We start from the raw sequence: 20,936 nt of genomic DNA, 5'->3' as shown, positions 1-20,936 counted from the left end.
TTAGTCTCCCTTTTCCTGGTTGAGCGGAAGTTTGGTCAGGTTTTTCGGACGGACAAGCCAGAAGTTGCGGATCTCCGTACGGAAGTTATCCAGGATCATGCGGCCCTTCGAGCTGCCCGTTTCGTTGATATAGTCTTTGAGGAGACGCTTCAGGTAGTGGCGCGCCTCGTCGCCGTCGTCGGTATCGATGCGGACCGCCTCGACCAGTTCACGGTTGACGTTCTCGATAAAGTTGTGGTCTTCGTCGAAGACAAAGGCGATCCCGCCCGTCATCCCCGCACCGAAGTTGACCCCGGTCTTGCCGAGAATAACGACGATACCGCCGGTCATGTATTCACACGGGCTGTCACCGGTGCCTTCGACGATGGCCAGCGCACCGGAGTTACGGACGGCAAAGCGTTCGCCGACGGCCGCGTTGACGTAGAGCTTACCGCCGGTCGCACCGTACAGACAGGTGTTACCGCCGCCGCTGAAGTTGCCGCCTTCGTGGCCCGATTTGATGACGATCTTACCGCCGTGCATCCCTTTACCGATATAGTCGTTCGCGACACCTTCGAGGGTGAGGTTCACCCCGTTGATCAGGAAGGCACCGAAGGCCTGTCCCGCCACCCCTTTGAGGCGGATGTCGATCGTACCGTCGGCCAGTCCCTCATCCCCGTAATAGCGGGCGACTTCACCGGAGACGCGTGCCCCGAAACTGCGGTTAAGGTTGCAGATGTCGCGGACAACACGGACCGGGTGTTCGGGGTGCTTGATCGCACTGCGGACCTCTTCGAGGACCTCTTTTTCAAAGGCGTTGTCGTCGAACGGTTCGTTGGAAGCCACCTGGCAGGTATCGACACCCGGCTCCCGGTGCAGCACGTTGCCGAAATCGAACTTCTTCGCGAACTCGTCGTCGATAACTTTGAGCAGGTCGCTGCGGCCGATCAGCTCATCGAGCGTCTTGTAGCCCAGCTGCGCCATGTAGCCGCGGATATCCTCGGCCAGCAGTCTGAAGTAGTTGACGATCTGGTCGACGGTTCCTTTATAGTACTCTTTACGCAGCTTTTCGTTCTGCGTCGCGATACCGACGGAACATTTGTTGACGTGACAGATCCGCAGCATCTTACAGCCGACGATCGCCAGGACACCCGTACCGAAGGCGTAGCTTTCCGCCCCGAGCAGTGCCGCTTTGATGACGTCAAGGCCGGTTTTGAGGCCACCGTCGGTCTGGACGTGGACCATCTTCCGCAGGTCGTTGGCCTTGAGCGCGTTGTGCGCTTCGGAGAGCCCCAGCTCCCACGGGTTACCGGCGAATTTGATCGAGGTGAGCGGTGCCGCCCCGGTACCGCCGTCGCCGCCGGAGATGATGATCTTGTCCGCGTAGGCCTTGGCGACCCCCGCGGCGATCGTACCGACGCCCGCCGTAGAGACGAGTTTGACGGAGATCTTCGCGTCCGGGTTGACCTGCTTGAGGTCATAGATCAGCTGCGCCAGGTCCTCGATGGAGTAGATATCGTGGTGCGGCGGCGGCGAGATCAGGGTGACACCCGGCACGGTGTGGCGCAGGCGCGCGATCAGTGCCGAGACCTTGTGGCCCGGCAGCTGGCCGCCCTCACCCGGTTTCGCACCCTGGGCGACCTTGATCTGGATCTCTTCGGCCGAACGCAGGTAGGCCGGCGTGACGCCGAAGCGGCCCGACGCGACCTGCTTGATCTTGGAGTTGAGCATGGTCTTGAAGCGCGCGGCGTCTTCCCCGCCCTCACCGGAGTTGGACTGGCCGCCGATAGTGTTCATCGCCTCGGCGATACACTGGTGCGCCTCGGGCGAAATGGAACCGAGACTCATCGCCGCGGAGCTGAAGCGCTTCGTGATCGCTTCGGCCGGCTCGACTTCGCTGATATCGATCGGCGCACGGTCGGATTTGAGTTCGAAGAAGTCGCGGATGAACTTCTGGCCGCGGGTATTGACAATATTTTTCAGACGTTCGAAATCCTGCGGATCGCCCGACTTGCTCAGTGCGTGGATGGCGTGGATGACCTGCGGACCGAAGTCATGGTACTCCTGGCCGTTGTAGAACTTGTAGAAGCCCCCGATCTTGAGCGGGAAGATGCTGTTGAAACCGAGGTCGTCAAAGGCCTCTTCGTGCGCTTTTTTCAGGCGTGCATCGATATCTTCGTAGCCCAGACCCGGGATATGGCAATGCGAATCGCCGAAACAGTCGTCCACGATCTCGCGGCCCAGTCCCAGGACATCGAAGAGCCCTGAGTTGCGGTATGACGCGATCGTGGAGATCCCCATTTTGGACATGATCTTGAGCAGGCCGGCGTTCAGGGCGCCGTGGACGGACTTGAGCGCTTCGCTGCAGGGAATGTCGGAGAGCGGTTTGCTCGTCTCGACCATGTTGACGGCGGTGGAGAAGAGCAGCTCCGGGAAGACGGCGCTCGCACCGTAGGCAATCAGCGTCGCCGCACCGTGCGAATCGATCACTTCGGAAGAGACGGCGACGAGGGAGACCAGGTGGCGTACACCGGCGTCGAGCAGCGCGCTGTTAAGGCGTCCGATTGCCATCAGCATCGGGATGGTGCGGTGGGTGGCGTCCAGGCCGCCGTCATCGAGGACGACGATCCGTACGCCCTCTTTCTTGACCGCTTTGGTCACGGTCTTCACCAGGGCGTCGAGGGCCGGCTTCAGCTCGCCTTCAAAGGCCGTCGGGAAAGTGGCGTTCTTGTAGAAGGGCTGGAAACGCGGCGAGTTCTCGTCACCATAGGATTTCAGGACCTCGAGCTTCTCATAAGTGATGATCGGAGAGATCGCCTTGAGGCGGTGGGCATGCGTCGGCAGTTCGTCGAGGATGTTGTGGGTCTCGCCGAAACCGGTGTTGAGACTCATGACGACTTTTTCGCGGATCGGGTCGATCGGCGGGTTCGTGACCTGGGCGAACTTCTGCTTGAAGAAGTCGCTGAAGTGGCGCTGTTTGGAGCTGAATGCCGCCATCGGGGTATCATCCCCCATGGAGCCGACCGCTTCTTTGCCGTCGCGGATCATCGGTTCGATGACCTGCTCGATCACCTCTTCGGTGATGTTGAAGTAGCGCTGGCGGCGGACCAGGTTGTCCTTGTCAAGGATGCAGTGCGCACTGTACTGCTCTTCGACATGCTCCTGGAGGTAGACCATATGCTCATTGAGCCACTTCATGTAGGGCTGTGACGCCTTGAGGTAGTCGTTGATCTCCGCGTTTTTGAGGACCTTGCCGAACTTGAGGTCCAGGCCGATCATCTCGCCCGACTGCAGGCGGCCGCGCTCTTTGATGTTGTCTTCATCCAGGTCGATGACCCCGTACTCGCTCGTAATGAGCAGGGTGTCGTCGTGGGTGATGATGTACTTGGAGGGGCGCAGACCGTTACGGTCGAGGACACAGCCGATATAGCGTCCGTCGGTCAGCGAGAAGGCCGCCGGACCGTCCCAGGCTTCGAAGACGGTGGAGTGGTACTCGTAGAACGCACGCAGGTCCGGGTCCATATGCGGAGCGTTCTGCCACGGCGCCGGGATGACGGCGCGGGCCGCTTTGAAGAAGTCCATCCCGTTGGCAATGAGAAATTCGAAGAAGTTGTCCGCGCTCGCGCTGTCGGATGCACCCGGCTGCAGGATCGGCAGCAGGCGGTCGAGCTCTTTTTTCGTAAAGACCTCGCTCTTGATCGACTCGGATTTGACGCGGACGTTGAAGCGGTTCGCCTCGACGGAGTTGATCTCACCGTTGTGCGCCACGGCGCGGAAGGGCTGTGCCAGGCGCCATTTGGGCAGCGTATTGGTGGAGAAACGCTGGTGGAACAGGGAGAAGGAGATCTTGAAATCCGGGTCCTGGAAATCCTTGTAGAACTCCTTGATGTGCGTCGGCATCACCAGCCCTTTGAAGGAGATGACACTTGCAGACATGGACGGGATGTAGAAATCCTCGTCGTGCTCCAGGGCGTGCTCCGTCTCTTTGCGGCTCAGGTAGAGCAGCGCGTCGAAGCGCTGCGTCGCCATAATGGAGTTGGGGACGATAAAGATATGATAGATGTAGGGTTTCGTATCGAGCGCCTGCTGGCCAAGCGCGTTGTCATCCACCGGGACCTCCCGCTTGAGAATCACTTTGAGGTCGTTCTGCGTACAGATGTCGCTGAGCACTTCGAGGTGCTTTTTGACGCGGGTAAAGACGGTCGCAACCGCATACATCTCCGGGAGCTCTACCCCGTTGGCCTGCGCGATCTTGCGCATAAACGCCGTCGGCATGGAGAGCAGCAGACCGCTCCCGTCACCGGTTTTTCCGTCTGCGGCGATCGCACCGCGGTGCATCATCCGCTCCAGTGCCGTGATGGCACGTTCGAGCGTCTCATGGGACGCCCGGTTATCGATATTGGCAATCAGGCCGAAACCGCAGTTGTCTTTAAAAGATCGTAACAGGTCAGAATATTCCACTCGGTTCACCTTTTTAAGCATATATTAAGCACTTTTCCCGTATTTAGAAAAATGCCGATTGCTAATATTATACTATAGAACGCTTTAAAGCTTCATTTTGAAAGCCGATTTTTTATACACTAGTGATGATAAATGATACAGGAAGAAACGCAGGGTGCAAGGGTTCATCATTCGACTTCAGCGCGTCAAAGACGAAGATCTGATTTTAGCCATTTTGACACAGGATCGCTTAGAGACCCTTTACCGGTTTTACGGGGCCCGTCACGGGACGATCAACCTCGGGCACATGATCGATTTCGAGATCGAGCACTCCCTCAAATCCTCCATCGGACGGGTCTATGACGTTGTGCATCTGGGCTTCCCCTGGCTGCTTGACCCCTCGCGGACACGGTTGTGGCACTCATTCGTCTCGCTCTTCTACCCCCATCTGCGCGAATCGGAAGAGACGGGGGGATTCTACTTCGCCCTGCTCAAGGACGCCGCGGAGCGCTGGGGCACGCAGAACCCAAAGCGCGTCGCCGTCGAGGCCTACGCCCGCCTGCTGCATTATGAAGGCCGCAGCCCCGACCGGACCCACTGCTTCTTCTGCGAGAACCCCATCAAGGAATCCGCCGTCAGCATGATCCGGGCCTTCCAGTATGCCCACACCAATTGCGCGCACCGTACCGCAATCGACAAACACGCCGCCGATGAGCTGCTCGAACACCAAAGCGCCCTTTTCCTGAGCGATGAAGAGGTCGACACCCTCTGGGCGACCCTGCTCGAAGGACTCTAGGCGGGGAACACTTTTTTCAGTTCGTCGAGGTAATAGTGCAGGTTTGCAACGTAGTCATCGATGGTATCGGGGTCCGTCCCCTCTTTGACATAGTTGTTGAAATCGGCGAGCAGCGCGGTAATGCCGCCCTCCCCCAGATTGGACGTCGAGCCTTTGAGTTTATGGAGCACCTCTTCAAGCTGTACACAGTCCCGCGAAGCGACGGCAGCGTCCAGGTCTGCGGTTTCCGCCTCGATCTGGGCGATCAGTTCCCTGGTAAAATCATCCGCCTCCTCCTGCGACAGACCGAACTCCGTCATGGCGCGGGCGTTGCTGAAGGGCGGATAGTGGCGCGGCACAAAAGGGGCTTCCGGGCGTTCAGCCGTCGCCTTCGCTTCCGGTGCGCTTTCCCCGCTCTCCTCCTCTGGTGCCGAGGCTGTTTCTGCACGCAGCACCCTGATCCCCACATCCGGCTGGGCACCCTTCATCACCTTCGGTTTCGTTGCCGGCTTTTTTTCCGTGTATTTCGCAAGTTCCACTTCGTCCCGCATCGACTCGAGATGGCGGCTGTTGCGCATCCGTGTCACCAGGACAGAGACCAGGCCGACCACCACGACGACAACGAGGAGGGTCAGCAAAATGGAGAGGTAGGGCATCAATCATCCTTGACTGCCGCGCCACCGCGGCAATTATGAACAACTATCATAATATAAAGGGGGTCGGCCTCAGCTTAAACGGAAACCATTACTGAGTGTTAGGAGAGTTTTTTGTGATCAAATGGAGTAGTGGTAAGGCTGGTAGAGCTGGTCGATATCCGCAAGCTTCATGTCGAAGATTGCCCGGATCTTCTCATTCATACTGCCCCAGAACGCCTCGAGAATGACACTGGAACCGACATTCCCTTCCGTCTGGCACAGCGGCCCTTCCAGGGCTTCGAGAATCTCCAGCACCGTGATCTCCGACGCACGCCCGGCGAGCTGGTATCCTCCCGCCGCACCGCGGATACTCGTCACGAGCCCCGCACGCCGCAGCGCGGAGAGGATCTGTTCGAGGTAACCGTGGGAGATGGAGGTCATTGCCGCGATTTCGCGTATCTGCATCGGACGCTGCTGGGGCGCATGGGAGAGTACGTGCATGGCGGCGAGGGCGTAGACCCCCTTTGACGAGATCCCCGCCATTACGCCGCCCCGCCGATCAGACGATAGAGGTAATAGACTTTACAGCCGACGCAGAAGTTGAACAGCACATCCATCAGCAGACAGAGGACGTAGACCGAGGCGACCGCCACCAGCACCGCCTGCAGGCCCAGGGATGCGGCAACGATCAGCAGCAGGATGAACAGCAGACCGAAATGGCCGGCCACGCTCTTGGCCGCGCCGTCGACCTTCTGTGCCGGCAGGTGCATCAGGCGTTTGAGCGCCGCAGCGCTTTGAAAGAGCGGGCTGTAGTGTTTGTTGCCGTAAAGGCGTACCAGCAGATCCGCTCCGAGGGCGAACAGCAGCGGCACGGCACCCGTGACAAAAAAGAGTGCAACGACGCCTGCACTCAGGAGCGAGAGAATCCGGCTGACCGTATTGTCAACCGCGGTGAAGTTAACGGGACATGCCTGTGCCATCGTAAAACCTTTTCGGGACCTGACCGGTTCCCATCATAAAAGTATCACAGTTTACTCCCGGTCCAACCGCATTGTCAAGCATCCATACCAATATACTATGGTTTATATGGGGAGGCCGGCCGTTCCGACTACGGTGCGACCCTTTTCAGCCGCACGCCCATCTCCATGTGATGGGTATAGGGGAACTGGTCAAACATCGCCATCGCCTCGATGCGGTGGGTACGGGTCAGGTACTCCAGATCGCGTTTGAGCGTCTCGGGGTTGCAGGAGATATAGAGGATATGCTCGTGACGGGCGGCAAAGTCGCAGGAGGCTTCGTCCATGCCGGCGCGGGGCGGGTCGACGAAGATCGTGTCGAGGCGATAGCTCGGCAGGTCTATTCCCTTCATCCGGTTGAATTCGCGCACTCCGTCGAGGGCCTGGACGAACTCTTCGGCGCTCATGCGCACAAAATCGATGTTGTGTACGTCGTTGAGTTCCATGTTCGTTTGCGCCGCGTGGATGGAGGATTTGGAGATCTCCGTCGCCAGGACACGCTCAAAGCGCGACGCAAAGGGGATGGTAAAGTTCCCCGCCCCGCAGTAGAGCTCCAGCAGGTCCCCGCCGAGGCCATCGAACTGTGTCAGCGCCCAGCCGATCATCTGGGCGTTGACGCCGGGGTTGGGCTGGGTAAAACTGTTTTCGATCTGCTTGAAACGGTAGGTTCTTTCGCCGACGTCAACAGATTCGATGACGTGATCGCGCCCGATCACCTCTTTCTGCTTCCGGCTGCGGCCGATAATACTGATGCCGAACCGATCGGCCAGTTCGGCGGCCTGCGCCTTCCACGCGCCGTCGAGTTTGCGGTGGTAAAGCATGGAGACGGCGACATCCCCGTCGCGGCCGGCCAGGAAATCCATCCCAAAGAGTTTGTGCCCCAGGTCGGGGAGAGCGTTGAGGGCCTCTAGCAGCGGCCACATCAGAGCCTGGATGGGTGCGGAGACCATCGGGCACTCTTCCAGAAGGACAACACCGTCGCGGTCGATGGAGTTCATCGCGTAATGCATCGTGTCGCCGACGTGCCAGACCTTGAACTCGGCACGGGCACGGTACCCCTCCGGTGCGGAGCGTGCGATATCATACGCCCCTGTATAAAGCGGCGCGAACAGGACTTTGATCTCATCCGCTTTCTTGGCCAGCTGCCCTTCGTAACCCTCTTCATACCAGCGGCAGCTGCCGCAGCGGCCGAAATGCCTACACTCCATGCCTACCCCTCTAAATGATGCAGCGTGCTCGCCTCCCCTTCGCTTCTCGGTGCGTAATGGATCAGGAAATCCCCTTTGGAGTGTCCCCGGGCGAAACTGCTGTGATAAAGTCGGGATTCTACCATAATCGGCAGCAGCCGCGTCCACTCCCGGGCCTTTTCATTCTTCCAGTGCAGATACTCGATCCGGTAAAGCGCGCTGTAGATGGCCGCACGCCCCATCCCGTGGTAGCAGTGGATCAACACCGGGTAGGAGGCGTTGTCGTCAAGCACCGCGAAAAATTTTTCCAGTGTCTCCCCGGTAGGCACCTGATGGGAGGGGATGTTGATGTGGTGGATCTGCGTGCCGTACCGCTCGTTGATCCGTGCGATTGCCGCCGCTTCGGCATCGATCTCCGTCTGCTGGGCCGGATTGAGGGCATCCTGCACCCCCGGGTCCAGCAGATCGATCACCGTATGGATATGGTGCGGGATCAGGAAATCCTCCAGGCGATCAGGGGTGATCAGCGCCGATTTGTAGACCCGGTCCGGATCGATCGTCTCGAAACGGTAATGGCCGTAGACATACCAGGCATAGAAGCCGCCGGCGGCAACAAGCAGTGCAAAAAGTGCGAATGTAGCAGGACGTTTCTTCATGGGGTCTCCTTTGGGGAAAAGAGCACGGCGTAAAGCAGCTCCGTCACGATATACATAATAAAAAACGAGACGGCGACGTCACTGAGGAAGTGGCCTCCCGCCGCCATCCGCGCCACGCCGACGACGGTACCGTAACCGAAGACGACTGTACTCCAGAACCGGCGGCGCCGGGCCAGCCGGGCAAAGGCCAGCAGGGCGAACGCCCCCGAAGCGTGTCCGCAGCTAAAGGAGTTGCCCACCTGCCCCGCAACCGGTACGAAAGCGGGGGAGAACGCCTTCTGGCCTCCGAACACGATTGTCTCCGCCGGGCGTGCGCGGCCCCAGTGCTCCTTGAGCATGGCGTTGACGATGAGCCCGGAACCGATGCCGAGCACCAGCAGCACGTAGAGCAGTTTCCGGCCCGTGAAACGCATGACACTGCGGTTGAACACGGCGTTAAAAAGCCAGAGGAGTGCGGCAGCGCCGTAGAGCGCCATCAGGCCGTAGGGGACGGAGTGGTAGAGGACATGTTCCCAAAACGTTTTCGCGGCGGGAAAGCCTTGGGAGGGTACATAATAAAGGGATGCGACCGTCAGATCGACCTGGGGGAAGAGGACAAAAAATAAAGAGAGGACGGCCATTGCCGTCCAACCCCACAGAGGGATCGCTGCTGCCACTTTGATCATGGCGGTATTATAACGGCGGAAGGGAACGGCGCCCGTTACCGGGCTGCAACCGAACTATGCTGCGTAAAGCGTCTTTTGCGCTTTATTCCGCCCCGTCGGAAACATGGCTGCAGCCGAAGAAGCGGTCATACAGCACCCCCGCGACAATGTACATGATCATAATGGAGACCAGTACATCGCTGAAGAAGTGGCCGCCCGCCGCGATGCGCGCCAGGGAGACCGCCGTACCATAGGTGAGGACCGCGAGTGCGACCGATCGACGGTGCCGCCGGGTCAGGAAGATCAGCGCAAGCAGGGCGAAGGCCCCGGAGGTATGGCCGCTGCTGAAGGATTTGCCCCGCTGGTCACTCATGACAAAGGCCGGGGTGAAGTGGCGGTCGCTGCCGAACAGCGTCGTCTGGTCCGGGCGGGGGCGTCCCCAGTTCTGTTTAAGCACCAGGTTGACGAAGATTCCGCTGCCCAGTGCCGCCACGAGCAGCAAGTAGAGCAGTTTCTTCCCGTTGAAGGCCAACAGCGCACGCCCGCTGACGCGGTTATAGAGCCACAGCAGCAGTGCCCCGACATAGATGGCAGTGAGCACGACGCCGACGGAGTGGTAGATGAGGCGTTCCCAAAGCGTGCCGCCCTGTTCAAAGCCTGTTTCAGGGCTGTAAAAGAGGCTGCTTACGGCAATGTCGATCTGCGGGAAAAGGTAAAGGAGCAGTGCAGTAACGGCCATCGCTCCCCACGCAGCCGCCGGAATGCAGAGTATCTTTTTATTCATAGAGCGCATTATAGCCGTTTCACACGCATAGAGTATAATGGCACCCAAAAAGTCACCCATGATCCGAACCTACCGCCAGACCGCCCTGTTCATTTTGCTGCTCTCGGGCCTTTTCGCGACCGTATACAACGCTTTTTTACCCCTGCACGGCGATGAAGCCTACTACTGGCTCTGGAGCCACCACCTGCAGGCGGGCTACTACGACCACCCCCCGATGATCGCCTTCCTCATCGCCCTCACCGACCTTGTCAGCGAAGCCGAATGGGGCGTGCGGCTGGGCAACGTCCTGGCGATGAGCGTCGCCGGATGGGTCATCTTCCGCCTGCTCGAAGCGCTCCGCGACGCTCGTACGGGGCTCTGGGGTGTATTGATCTTCACCTCCGTCGTCCTTGTGCATGCGGGCTACACGATAATGACGACCGACTCGCCGCTCATCCTCTTCTGGTCCCTGGCCCTCTGGTCGACCTACCGGGTCATCACCCGGGCCCGGACGATCGACTTTTTCCTGACGGGGCTCTTCATCGGGGCGATGATGCTGAGCAAATACACCTCCGTCCTCTACCTGATGGCGCTGCTGCTCTTTATGCTGCTGCGCCGGCGGGACCTTTTCGCCTCCTGGCGCACCTGGATGGCCATCGGGGTCGCCTTGGCCGTCGTCTCCCCGATGCTGTGGTGGAACTATGCCCACGACTGGATCAGCTTCCTCTTCCAGCTGCACCACGGCGGGGCGAAAGAGCATATGATGTGGAACTGGGCGGGTGAACTGATCGGATCACAGTTCGCCGTTTTCACCCCGGTCTTTGCCGGTGTGCTCTTCTACTTCCTGGGCAAAGAGAAGCTCTTCGTCCAAAACGACGCCCTTTTCTTCCTGGCCCTGATGACCGTAACCCCCCTGCTCTTTTTCCTCTATAAATCGCTGCATACGCATATCGAACTGAACTACACCGCGCCCGCCTATATCAGCGCGACGGTGCTGACCGCCTACATCCTCTCGGTGCACGATATGAAGCGGACCTTCTACGCCGGGCTCGCCGTCGCCCTCACGCTGAGCCTCGTCGCCCGCGCCGGCCTGCTTTTCTGGCTGCCCGTCGTGCAGGACAGGATGTACGGCAACAAGGAGGCCGTCGCCATGCTTGAACGCCATCGCGACGCAGGCGACGCCCTCTACGCCAACCACCTGGCCATCGCGGCCCTCGTCACCTACTACACGCCGGACCACGCTTCGGTACGCATCCCGACGCCGACCCGCTTCAGCCAGTACGACATGTGGGACGACGGCGCCCCCTACCGCGAGGGGCTCTACCTCGCACCCGAAGACAAAGCGGCGGTGCTTGCAGAGCGCTTTGAGCACGTCGCGCTGCTCGACACCCTCACCGTCCAGCGGGGCCTGAAACGCACCAAGACCTACTACCTCTACCGGGTTTCGGGCAGCCGCTAAACGGGCCTTTACGCATCTTTGGTTAAAATTAGCACACTTTTGCAAAGGATGTCGATGGAACACCTCAAAACCGCCGTCAAGCTCGTCGTTACCGTCGTCATTTTCTACTTTCTGCTCACCTTTATCGACGTGGGCCAGCTTATTGCGATCCTCGCCAAGTCCCACGGCGGCTATATCCTGATCGCCTTTGCCGCGCAGATGGCGAGCACCTTCCTCGCCGCCTACCGCTGGCGGCTCATCATGAAAGAGCTCGGGTTCAAAGAGCGGGTCTCTTTCTATGTACAGAGCTACTTCAAAGGGACCTTTTTCAACCAGGTGCTGCCCGGCAGCATCGGCGGTGACGCGACGCGGATGATCGACCTCGTCCAGAAAGGGTACGAGAAAAAGGATGCTTTCTACGGCATCTTCGTCGACCGGGTCGTCGGCCTCGTCGGCCTGCTCGTACTGAACCTCGTCTCCAACCTGCTCTTTTACGGCACCTTCCCGCAGTGGCTCTTCAACCTGATCAACCTGATCACCCTCGGCGGGATCGCGGGCTTCATTCTGATGCTCAACCTCGACAAGTTCACCTTCCTCGCCAACCTCAAGGGGCTTGACCTCTTCCACCGGCTGGGGCTGCGGATGGCGCGGCTCTACCACTCCAGGTTGCTGCTGCTCAAGCATATCGGCATCTCGGTCGTCGTCCACCTCTTTACCGTGATCGCGATCTACTTCCTCGCGCTCAGCGTCGACGTCTGGACGGGGATGGGCATCTTCCTCGTCGCCGTACCGCCGGTCTTTTTGCTTACCATCGTGCCGATCTCCCTGGCCGGCTGGGGGGTCCGCGAGGGCGCCATGGTCGGGATCCTGATGCTCGTGGGGCTCGCCAAGGCGAAGATCCTCGCCATCTCCATCCTTTACGGGATCCTGCTCATTCTCACGGCGCTGCCGGGGGCGTGGTTCTGGAACCGTGCCAAACACACCACTTCACTAAAGGAAAATGCATGAATGTCGATACGATGCGTGCCATCGACCGCTATGCGGGCATCCCTCTTACCTTTCTGGGTACACTGCTGACGAAAACGGCGGGGCTGTTTCGCTCCGCCCCCTACCAGAAGCCCCGGAACGTTCTGCTCGTAGAACTCTCGGAGATGGGCAGCGCCATCCTCGTCGACCCGGCGATGCGCAAGCTGCAGTCACAGATCGACGGCGAACTCTACTTCGTCATCTTCAGCAAGAACAAGGTCTCTCTGCAGCTGCTGAACACCGTCAAAGAGGAGAACATCTTCACCATCGACGAAGGCGGCATGGTTCCGCTGGCGCTCTCGACGCTGCGCTTCTTCAAATGGTGCCGCGAGAAGCAGATCGACTCCGTCATCGACCTCGAGCTCTTCTCCCGCTTTACCGCGCTGATGACCGGCTTTTCCGGGGCAACGAACCGCGTCGGCTTCCACAGCTTCCACAACGAGGGGCTCTACCGCGGCGACTTCCTGACCCACAAGGTCGCCTACAACCCGCACCAGCACATCGCCAAGAACTTCGTCGCCCTCGTCGACGCGCTCATGAGCAGCGAACAGCAGCTCCCCTTCACCAAGCGCATCATCGACGACAGCGAGATCGCGATTGCCAAAACGGAGGTGACAGAGACGCAGAAGCGCGAAGTCCTCGAGATCATCGCCGAGAAGTATGCCGGGTTCGACCCGGAGACGAACCCCGTCATTCTCGTCAACTCCAACGCCTCGGACCTGCTGCCGCAGCGCCGCTGGGACCGGGAAAACTACTGCGAGGTCATCAAGAAGATCCTCGCCTACAACGACAAGGCGATCGTCCTGCTGACCGGTGCGCCCGCCGAGTTCGACGGGGCGCAGGCCCTGGCCGACTGTGTCAATGACGCACGCTGTATCAACTTCGCCGGCGGCGTCAAGTTCCTGCAGCTGCCGCACCTCTACAGCGTCTGCGCCTTCATGCTGACCAACGACTCCGGCCCGGCCCACTTCGCCTCTATTACCGACATGCACACCTTCGTCATCTTCGGCCCGGAGACCCCGGCGCTCTACGGATCGCTCGGACCGACGACCCCGATTTTTGCCGGCATGGCCTGCAGCCCCTGCGTCAGCGCCGCCAACCACCGCAAGACCCCCTGTACGGATAACCAGTGCATCAAGGTGATCACCCCCGAGTGGGTCTTTGAGACCCTCAAGCCGAAACTGGACGCCCTCGCCTGAGACGGACGGTCCCGGTGAAGCTTCTGCGCGCACATGGCCCCCTTTGGGCCCTCATCGCCCTTTTTACTCTGCTGCGGCTGGCCGTGATCGGCCATTTCGGCCTCGGTGTCGACGAGGCGCACTACGTCCTCTACGGCCTCTACCCGGCACTGAGCTATTTCGACCACCCGCCGCTGGTGGGGTGGACCGAGTGGCTCTTTACCGCGCTGCTGGGCGTCAACGAGTTCGCCGCGCGTGTCCCGGCGGTTTTTATCGGTGCCGCCGCGACGGCGCTGCTCTATTTCTGGCTGCTGCGTATTTTTGATTCCGGACGGCTTGCACTGTGGGGAGCACTGGCCCTCAACGCCTCTTTTCTCTTCAACGCGCTCTTCATGATGCTGATGCCCGACACCCTGCTCTTTTTGTTCGCGATCCCCGTGATGATCATGGCGCTCCGGATCGAGGAGGACAACCGCCCGGGCGACTGGCTGCTGCTGGGCCTTCTGCTGGGACTTTCCGGGCTCTCCAAATATACGGCCGTCCTCTTCGTCCTTGCCCTGCTGCTCTACTTTGCCTACCGCCGCCGCTGGGACCTCTTCGTGACGCCGAAGCTTCTGCCCGCCGCGCTGCTCGCCGCGGCCGTCGTCAGCCCGGTACTGCTCTGGAATATGCAAAACGGATGGATCAGCTTCGCCTACCAGAGCGCACATGTCGCCGGTTCGGGCGGGGTCAGCTTCAACGCCTTCGCCCAGTCGCTGGGTGCGCAGTTCGGCGCCTACAGCCCGTTTCTCTTTCCGCTGGCGTTCTACGGGCTCTACCGCGCACTGAAGACGCCGCAGAACGCCCCGCTGTTCCTCTCGGGCGTTTTCGGCCTCACGCTGATGGTTTTTTTCACCTATAACAGCTTCTTCGCCCGGGCACTGCCCCACTGGACGGCACTCTTTTATATGCTCTTCGTTCCCATCGGGACGGCGATGCTGCTGCAAAAGCGCCGGGGATGGCAGCGCTATGCCAGAGGTGCCGTGACGGTTTCCGGTCTCCTCGTGCTCATGCTCTATGCCGAACTTCGCGCACCGTTCATCCCCCTGCCCGACTACAAGTCCCTGCACCGGGACCTCTACGGATGGGACACCATCATGCGCCGCGCCGCCGGACAGATCACGGACCCGGCACACCAGGCGGCCGCCGTCACCAACTGGTCACTCGCGTCGCGTGCGCTCTACTACGGCCGGCCGTACGGGATCGATACCTACCTCGTCGACAACCGCTTCGACCAGTTCGACCTTTGGCAGCCGGAGACGCCCGAAGGCAAGGACCTGCTCTTTATCACGACGCACGATTTCAAAAAAGGGATCACGCCCGCCATGCGGTGCGATTCCACCGAGCAGGCGGAGACCTTCGACCTTAACCTGAACGGCCGCAAGGTCAACACCGTGACGCTCACCTGGTGCCGCGGTTTCAAAGGAGCCCAATGAACCTCAAAACGCTGATACTTGTTCTTTTGGTGGTCGGGACCGCCCTGATCATCCTCTTTTACGGTCCGCTGGACATCGCGGCTTCGCAGTGGGCTTACGCGCGCCGCGACACCTGGCTCAAACCGCTCTGCGCCACGATCAGCGAACTGGGCGTCATCACCTGGTGGCTTGTCGGCGCCCTGCTGCTCTGGTTCTACCTGCGCTACAGAGCCGGCAACCGCTACTGGGCGGACCGGGTACGCTTCTTTTTCGCCGCCGTCGCCGCCAGCGGTCTGGCCGTCATCCCCCTGAAACTGCTGTTTGGCAAAGCGCGCCCCTGGATGCTCTATGACGAGAACCGCTACGGGTTCGAGTGGTTCGCCGCCCCCAACGCCTACGGGCTGCACGGCTTCCCCTCGGGACATACGACGACGGCGTTTGCCGTCGCGACGGCCCTGGCGCTGATCGCGCCGCGCTTCGCCCCGGCCCTCTTTGTCGGGGCCCTGATGGTGGGGCTTTCGCGCATCGGCGTGCTCTTCCACTACCCCAGCGACGTCGTCGCCGGGGCGATGCTCGGAACGATCAGCACCCTGCTGCTCTATAATTTCGATAAAATTACGTTCAAACGACATTAACCAGGTTATTTTTCATGCATACACACCCTCTTTCCGTTATCATTCTCGCCGCCGGCAAAGGGAGCCGGATGAAATCGCAGACGGCCAAGGTCCTGCACCCCGTCAGCGGACGCCCGATGCTCTACCACAGCATCAAGGCCGCCAAGGCGATCAGCGATGACATCACCATCGTCGTCGCCCACCAGAAAGAGGAGGTGATCGAGGCCATCGGCGCCCTCTTCGACGAGATCACCTTCGCCGTCCAGGATATCGCGCAGTTCCCGGGGACCGGCGGGGCGTTGATGGGGATCAAACCCAAACACGAGAAGGTGCTTGTGCTCAACGGCGACATGCCCCTTGTCACGGCCGAGGCGCTGAAGGGCTTCCTCGAAGCCGACGCGGACATCATCATGTCCATTTTCGACCTGGAGGACCCCAGCGGATACGGCCGGGTCGTTCTCTCCGATGCCGGGGTCGAGCGGATCGTCGAGGAGAAGGACGCCTCCCCCGAAGAGCTCGCCATCACCCACGTCAACGCCGGGGTCTACTGCTTCAAGCGCGACGTCCTGGCCGAGTGCCTGCCGCGCCTGAACAACCACAATGCCCAGGAGGAGTACTACCTCACCGACATCATCGAGATGGCCCGGGACGAGCACCGCAAGGTGCTGCCCCTGCTAATCGACGAGGAGCACTTCAAGGGGGTCAACTCCCGGGCCGATCTCGAAGCCGCCGACGTCATCATGCAGCGCCGCATCAAGAACGCGTGGATGAAAGCGGGCGTCACAATGCAGCTCGCCGATACGATCTACATCGAGGAGAGCGTCGTGTTCAAAGGGGAGTGTACCGTCGAGAACGGCGTCCGTATCACAGGCGACAGCAACATCGAGAACTCCCACATCAAGGCGCACTCCGTCGTCGAAGATTCGGTCATGGTCGACTCCGACTGCGGGCCGATGGCGCACCTGCGTCCGGGCAGCGAACTTTACGGCACGCATATCGGCAACTTCGTCGAAACGAAAAAAGCGACCCTGCGCGGCGTCAAAGCGGGGCACCTGAGCTACCTCGGCGACGCGGAGATCGATGAAGGCACCAACATCGGCGCGGGGACCATCACCTGCAACTACGACGGCAAATCGAAGTACAAAACGAAAATCGGCAAGAATGTCTTCGTCGGCTCCGACACGCAGATCGTGGCGCCGTGCGAGATCGAAGACGACGTCATGATCGCCGCGGGCACGACGGTCACGGGGACGAAGATCGATTCGGGCGTCCTCGTCGTCAGCCGCACCCCGATGAAGATCGTCAAAAACTTCTACCACAAGTTCTTCGGCAAGGCGAAATCATGACCATCCCCTCCGACCTCCTCGCGGGCAAACGCATCCTTCTCGGCGTCAGCGGCTCCATCGCCGCCTACAAGGCACTGGAACTCGTACGCTTCTACGTCAAGGCCGGCGCCGAGGTCAAGGTCGTCATGACCGATGCGGCGAAAAAATTCGTCACACCGCTCAGTTTCGAGACCCTCAGCCGCAACGAAGTGCTGCACAGCGGCAATGAGTCCTGGGCATCGCGCCACAACCATATCCAGAGCGCCGAGGATGCGGACCTGATGGTCATCGCCCCCGCCAGCGCCAACACCATCGCGAAGCTGGCCAACGCCATCGCGGACAACCTCCTGCTGCAGTGTGCCCTGGCCTTCCCGGGTATCAAACTGCTGGCCCCCTCGGCGAACACCAACATGATCAAGCATCCCATCACCCAGGCTAACCTGAAGATGCTCGGCGTCGCCAACTACGAGATCGTCAAAACCCAGACAAAAGAGCTTGCCTGCCAGACGACCGGCGACGGCGCCATGGCCGAACCCCTGGAGCTTTTCTGGCAGAGCGCACGCCTGCTGCTCAAAAACGACTTCTGGAGCCACCGCCGCGTCATCGTTACCGGCGGCGGCACCGTCGAGCGGCTCGACGACGTCCGCTACCTCTCCAACTTCTCCAGCGGCAAAATGGCCTCCGCCCTCGCCACGGCGCTCTACCTCCGCGGCGCGGACGTCAATCTGATCGCGACCCGTTTCGACGACGGCCTTCCCGAGACGATGCACACCCTCGACGTCGAGGGGAGCGAAGAGATGGCCGAGTACCTCACCGACTCCATCCGCGTCGCCAAAAAAGGGATGATGAGCAAGCCGTCACTGATTACCGACGAACCGATCCACCTGATCCAGAAGACCCCCTACCTCTTTATGGCCGCCGCCGTCAGCGACTACGTCCCGGCCCACCCCCAGCAGGGGAAACTGAAAAAAGAGGCCCTGGGCGCAGCCTGGTCGCCCGAACTCGTGCAGAACCGCGACCTGATCGGTTCCGTCGACAAAGCGGGAATCAAGAGCGTGGCGTTCAAAGCGGAATTCGACGAAAGCAGCGCCCTCGACAATGCGAAAAAAGCCCTTGTCTCCAAAAACGTCGATGCGATCTGCCTCAACGTACTTACGGCTTCCCAGGGCTTCGGCAGCGACGACAACGCCATCACCTTCATCTCCGCTAAAGGCGAGAAGCTCCTGCCGCGCAGCGGCAAACTCGCCCTTTCCCTGCAGCTGCTTGACGAGGCGGAAGGCCTATGAGCAACCTGCCCCGCCACGTCGCGATCATCATGGACGGCAACGGCCGCTGGGCACAGCAGCAGGAGCAGCCGCGCGTCAAGGGGCACGAAAAAGGGGCGGAGGTCGTCCGAGACATCATGACCTTCGCCTCCCGGCACGACGAGATCAGGATCCTGACCCTCTACGCCTTCAGCACGGAGAACTGGAAACGCCCCAAGGCCGAAGTGGAGTTCCTGATGAAACTGCTGTCGCGCTACCTGAAAAAGGAGCAGCACGTCTACCTGGAGAACAACGTCCGCTTCCATGCCATCGGTGACCTTTCGCGTTTCTCGGCCTCCCTGCAGAAGCTGATCCGCCAGACGGAGGAGAAAACGGCGCACTGTACCGGTCTGCATCACCACCTCGCCCTCAATTACGGCGCAAAGGATGAGATCCTCCGTGCCGTCAAGACGCTGCAGGAGGACGGGCTCGAACTGACGGAGGAGGCGCTGAACAGCGCCCTCGACGCCCCCGAACCCGTCGACCTGCTTATCCGCACCGGCGGCGACCAGCGCCTGTCAAACTTTCTGCTGTGGCAGGCGGCCTACGCCGAGCTCTTTTTTACCCGCACGCTCTGGCCCGATTTCACGCCCCGTGAGCTGCAAAGCATTATCGACCGGTTCAAGTCGGTCGAGCGCCGATTCGGAGGATTATGATGTTCTGGACCACCCTCGCACTCGTTGCCCTGTTCGGAGCCCTGTTCGGCTCCTTTCTCAACGTCGTCATCTACCGCATCCCCCGCGGCGAAAGCGTCGTCTTCCCCGCGTCGCACTGCCCCCACTGCGGGACCAACCTCAAGCCGTGGCATAACATTCCCGTCCTCTCCTGGCTGATGCTGCGCGGCCGCTGCGCTTTCTGCGGGGTGCCCATCAGTGCGCAGTACCCGCTGATCGAGCTGCTCAGTGCCGCCATTGCCGCATCGCTCTACCTCAAGCTCGGCCTCTCTGCGGCCATGATCGGGATCACCGGGGTCTTCCTGACCCTGCTGGCCCTGCTGGTGATCGACTTTTACTACAAGATGGTTCCCGACAGCCTGAACCTGCTGGCCCTGAGTCTCGCCGTCGTCAGCGTCTGGTCGCCGCAGATGCTGGTGGAGAATCTGAAAAACGCTCTGCTCTTCGCCGGGGGGTTTGCGCTCCTGCGTTTTTACGTCTCCTACTACCTCTTTATCAAGATCAAGCGTATGAGCCCCAATCTTAAGCAGGCCTCGTGGGTCCGCAACTACAACACGATTCCCGCCGTCGTCGAAGCGATGGGGGAAGGCGACATTATGATCGGGGCAACGATGGGTGCGCTGCTGGGGGTCCAGCTCGGCCTGGCCGCCGTCTTCCTCTCCGCCCTGCTCGCCCTGCCGGCAATGCTGCTGACGCGCAACGAGACCGATGCGAGCAAGCAGCTGCCGTTCATCCCGTTCCTGGCGATGGCGACCTGGATCGTCTACATCTTCGATACGCCGATCGCGCGCTGGATGGAAGCCTTCTATGCATAGACTGCGCCGCTATATCCTGAGCACCTTCGGCCTGCTCTTTTTCTCGATCTTCCTGCCGCTCTTCTCCATTGCGTCGGTGATCTTCCTGATCAAGCTCGCCAGCTACACCGCGGTCATCCAGCTCAACCTCTGGGAGATGTTCAAGCTCTACCTATTCATCCTCCCCGAGATCCTCTTTTACACCCTGCCCATCACCTTCTTTGTCGCGGCGGCCCTCTCGCTCTTCCGCCTCTCGACCGACAACGAAATGGTCGTCGTCTTCGCCCTGGGCATCAAGCCCACCTTTATCCTCACGACGCTTATGAAGCCGGCAGCGCTGCTGAGCCTGCTGCTGATGTTCGACTTTTTCGTTCTTTTCCCCCATACGACGGTCCTCTCGACGAACTTCGTCCGCTACAAGCAGAGCGAAGCGAACTTCAACCTCCAGGCTTCTGAGTTCGGGCACAACTTCGGCGACTGGCTGCTCTACATCGGCAAGGCGCACAAGGACCGCAGCTACGGCGACGTCGTGCTGTTCCACAAAGAGGCGAAAGAGGAGATCCTCATCCAGGCGGAAAAAGCCGAAGTCCTCAACAACAAGGGCATTCTCCGGCTGAAGCTGACCAACGGCCAGGGGTACAGCTATACCGATGAGAAAATGACCCAGATGCAGTTCGAGGCGATGATGATCAATAACGTCATGCAGACGGAGCTGCGCCCCTACAACAGCCCTATCGACTTCTGGCTCGACCCCGAGCGGCGCAAAAGCAAGATCCGGATGTTCATCACCGACATCCTCCTCTCCCTCTTCCCCGTCGCGGGCCTCTTCGCGGCCCTCTCCATCGGCATCGCCCATGTACGCCACCAGAAAGGGTACGTCTACCTCTGGCTCTTCGTCTCGATGCTCTTCTACTACGCGGGGACGACGGGGCTGCAAAAAGCCCTCGGTTTCTACACGATCCCGGCCGTCTTCTTCAGCTGGCTCTTTGTCACCTACATCATCTACCGAAGACGCATCCGGGCGCGGTTCTGAT

At 60.2% G+C, this 20,936-nt stretch carries 19 protein-coding genes; 11 read left to right on the top strand and 8 right to left on the bottom strand.

Annotation, left to right across the window (positions count from 1 at the left end; all coding sequences use genetic code 11):
* Complete coding sequence (gltB, locus tag ACXWTF_RS05765) at window positions 1-4,461, bottom strand: glutamate synthase large subunit (protein WP_461714053.1); 4,461 nt, start codon at window positions 4,459-4,461, stop codon at window positions 1-3.
* Between the two features lie 133 nt (window positions 4,462-4,594).
* Between gltB and recO the strand changes: the two genes are divergently transcribed.
* Window positions 4,595-5,215, top strand: coding sequence for a recombination protein RecO (gene recO, locus ACXWTF_RS05760; protein ID WP_461714052.1), 621 nt, complete (start codon window positions 4,595-4,597; stop codon window positions 5,213-5,215).
* On the opposite strand, the gene ACXWTF_RS05755 is transcribed toward recO, so the two are convergent.
* The 7 genes from ACXWTF_RS05755 to ACXWTF_RS05725 all read right to left on the bottom strand — a co-directional run bounded on the left by ACXWTF_RS05755 (window position 5,212) and on the right by ACXWTF_RS05725 (window position 10,116).
* Window positions 5,212-5,850 carry an Hpt domain-containing protein gene (locus ACXWTF_RS05755; RefSeq protein ID WP_461714051.1) on the bottom strand — a complete coding sequence of 213 codons (639 nt, stop codon included), beginning with the start codon at window positions 5,848-5,850 and terminating at the stop codon, window positions 5,212-5,214. The two genes, recO and ACXWTF_RS05755, sit on opposite strands and share 4 nt — an antisense overlap.
* 117 nt (window positions 5,851-5,967) lie before the next feature.
* A complete protein-coding gene (locus tag ACXWTF_RS05750) occupies window positions 5,968-6,372 on the bottom strand; it encodes an RrF2 family transcriptional regulator (protein WP_461714050.1) in 405 nt (134 codons plus the stop codon).
* On the bottom strand, window positions 6,372-6,809 hold the full coding sequence (locus ACXWTF_RS05745) for a DUF4395 family protein (RefSeq protein ID WP_461714049.1): 438 nt from the start codon (window positions 6,807-6,809) through the stop codon (window positions 6,372-6,374). The genes ACXWTF_RS05750 and ACXWTF_RS05745 overlap by 1 nt, the downstream gene beginning before the upstream one ends.
* Before the next feature lie 128 nt (window positions 6,810-6,937).
* Window positions 6,938-8,053 (bottom strand): tRNA (uridine(54)-C5)-methyltransferase TrmA, encoded by a 1,116-nt coding sequence (gene trmA, locus ACXWTF_RS05740; RefSeq protein WP_461714048.1) that lies wholly within the window; start codon window positions 8,051-8,053, stop codon window positions 6,938-6,940.
* A gap of 2 nt (window positions 8,054-8,055) precedes the next feature.
* The gene (locus ACXWTF_RS05735; RefSeq protein WP_461714047.1) at window positions 8,056-8,688 is read right to left on the bottom strand and encodes a fused DSP-PTPase phosphatase/NAD kinase-like protein; all 633 of its coding nucleotides are present in this window, start codon (window positions 8,686-8,688) and stop codon (window positions 8,056-8,058) included.
* On the bottom strand, window positions 8,685-9,353 hold the full coding sequence (locus ACXWTF_RS05730) for a phosphatase PAP2 family protein (protein ID WP_461714046.1): 669 nt from the start codon (window positions 9,351-9,353) through the stop codon (window positions 8,685-8,687). Before ACXWTF_RS05730 ends, ACXWTF_RS05735 begins: the two co-directional genes overlap by 4 nt.
* An 82-nt stretch (window positions 9,354-9,435) precedes the next feature.
* Entirely contained in the window at window positions 9,436-10,116 is a 681-nt protein-coding gene (locus ACXWTF_RS05725) for a phosphatase PAP2 family protein (RefSeq protein WP_461714045.1), read from the bottom strand.
* Window positions 10,117-10,174: 58 nt separating this feature from the next.
* Here ACXWTF_RS05725 and ACXWTF_RS05720 point away from each other — a divergent pair, with 58 nt between their 5' ends.
* Genes ACXWTF_RS05720 through ACXWTF_RS05675 form a run of 10 tightly spaced genes read left to right on the top strand, consistent with a single transcriptional unit; the run spans window position 10,175 to window position 20,935 of the window.
* A complete protein-coding gene (locus tag ACXWTF_RS05720; RefSeq protein WP_461714044.1) occupies window positions 10,175-11,554 on the top strand; it encodes an ArnT family glycosyltransferase in 1,380 nt (459 codons plus the stop codon).
* A 54-nt stretch (window positions 11,555-11,608) separates the two neighbouring features.
* The gene (locus tag ACXWTF_RS05715) at window positions 11,609-12,541 is read left to right on the top strand and encodes a lysylphosphatidylglycerol synthase transmembrane domain-containing protein (protein ID WP_461714043.1); all 933 of its coding nucleotides are present in this window, start codon (window positions 11,609-11,611) and stop codon (window positions 12,539-12,541) included.
* Entirely contained in the window at window positions 12,538-13,758 is a 1,221-nt protein-coding gene (locus ACXWTF_RS05710; RefSeq protein WP_461714042.1) for a glycosyltransferase family 9 protein, read from the top strand. The genes ACXWTF_RS05715 and ACXWTF_RS05710 overlap by 4 nt, the downstream gene beginning before the upstream one ends.
* 14 nt (window positions 13,759-13,772) lie before the next feature.
* Window positions 13,773-15,212: an ArnT family glycosyltransferase gene (locus tag ACXWTF_RS05705; protein WP_461714041.1), complete on the top strand. Its 1,440-nt coding sequence runs from the start codon at window positions 13,773-13,775 to the stop codon at window positions 15,210-15,212.
* Window positions 15,209-15,826, top strand: a complete 618-nt coding sequence (locus ACXWTF_RS05700) for a phosphatase PAP2 family protein (protein ID WP_461714040.1) — start codon at window positions 15,209-15,211, stop codon at window positions 15,824-15,826. Before ACXWTF_RS05705 ends, ACXWTF_RS05700 begins: the two co-directional genes overlap by 4 nt.
* 14 nt (window positions 15,827-15,840) lie before the next feature.
* A complete protein-coding gene (gene glmU / locus ACXWTF_RS05695) occupies window positions 15,841-17,151 on the top strand; it encodes a bifunctional UDP-N-acetylglucosamine diphosphorylase/glucosamine-1-phosphate N-acetyltransferase GlmU (protein ID WP_461714039.1) in 1,311 nt (436 codons plus the stop codon).
* Window positions 17,148-18,416 (top strand): bifunctional phosphopantothenoylcysteine decarboxylase/phosphopantothenate--cysteine ligase CoaBC, encoded by a 1,269-nt coding sequence (gene coaBC / locus ACXWTF_RS05690; protein ID WP_461714038.1) that lies wholly within the window; start codon window positions 17,148-17,150, stop codon window positions 18,414-18,416. The genes glmU and coaBC overlap by 4 nt, the downstream gene beginning before the upstream one ends.
* The gene (locus ACXWTF_RS05685; protein WP_461714037.1) at window positions 18,413-19,090 is read left to right on the top strand and encodes a di-trans,poly-cis-decaprenylcistransferase; all 678 of its coding nucleotides are present in this window, start codon (window positions 18,413-18,415) and stop codon (window positions 19,088-19,090) included. Before coaBC ends, ACXWTF_RS05685 begins: the two co-directional genes overlap by 4 nt.
* Entirely contained in the window at window positions 19,087-19,923 is an 837-nt protein-coding gene (locus tag ACXWTF_RS05680; RefSeq protein WP_461714036.1) for a prepilin peptidase, read from the top strand. Before ACXWTF_RS05685 ends, ACXWTF_RS05680 begins: the two co-directional genes overlap by 4 nt.
* Window positions 19,916-20,935 (top strand): LptF/LptG family permease, encoded by a 1,020-nt coding sequence (locus tag ACXWTF_RS05675; RefSeq protein ID WP_461714035.1) that lies wholly within the window; start codon window positions 19,916-19,918, stop codon window positions 20,933-20,935. Before ACXWTF_RS05680 ends, ACXWTF_RS05675 begins: the two co-directional genes overlap by 8 nt.
* Window position 20,936 lies beyond the last annotated feature (1 nt).

Source organism: Thiomicrolovo sp. ZZH C-3 (assembly GCF_054862725.1).
This window is presented reverse-complemented; position numbering and strand designations above follow the sequence as displayed.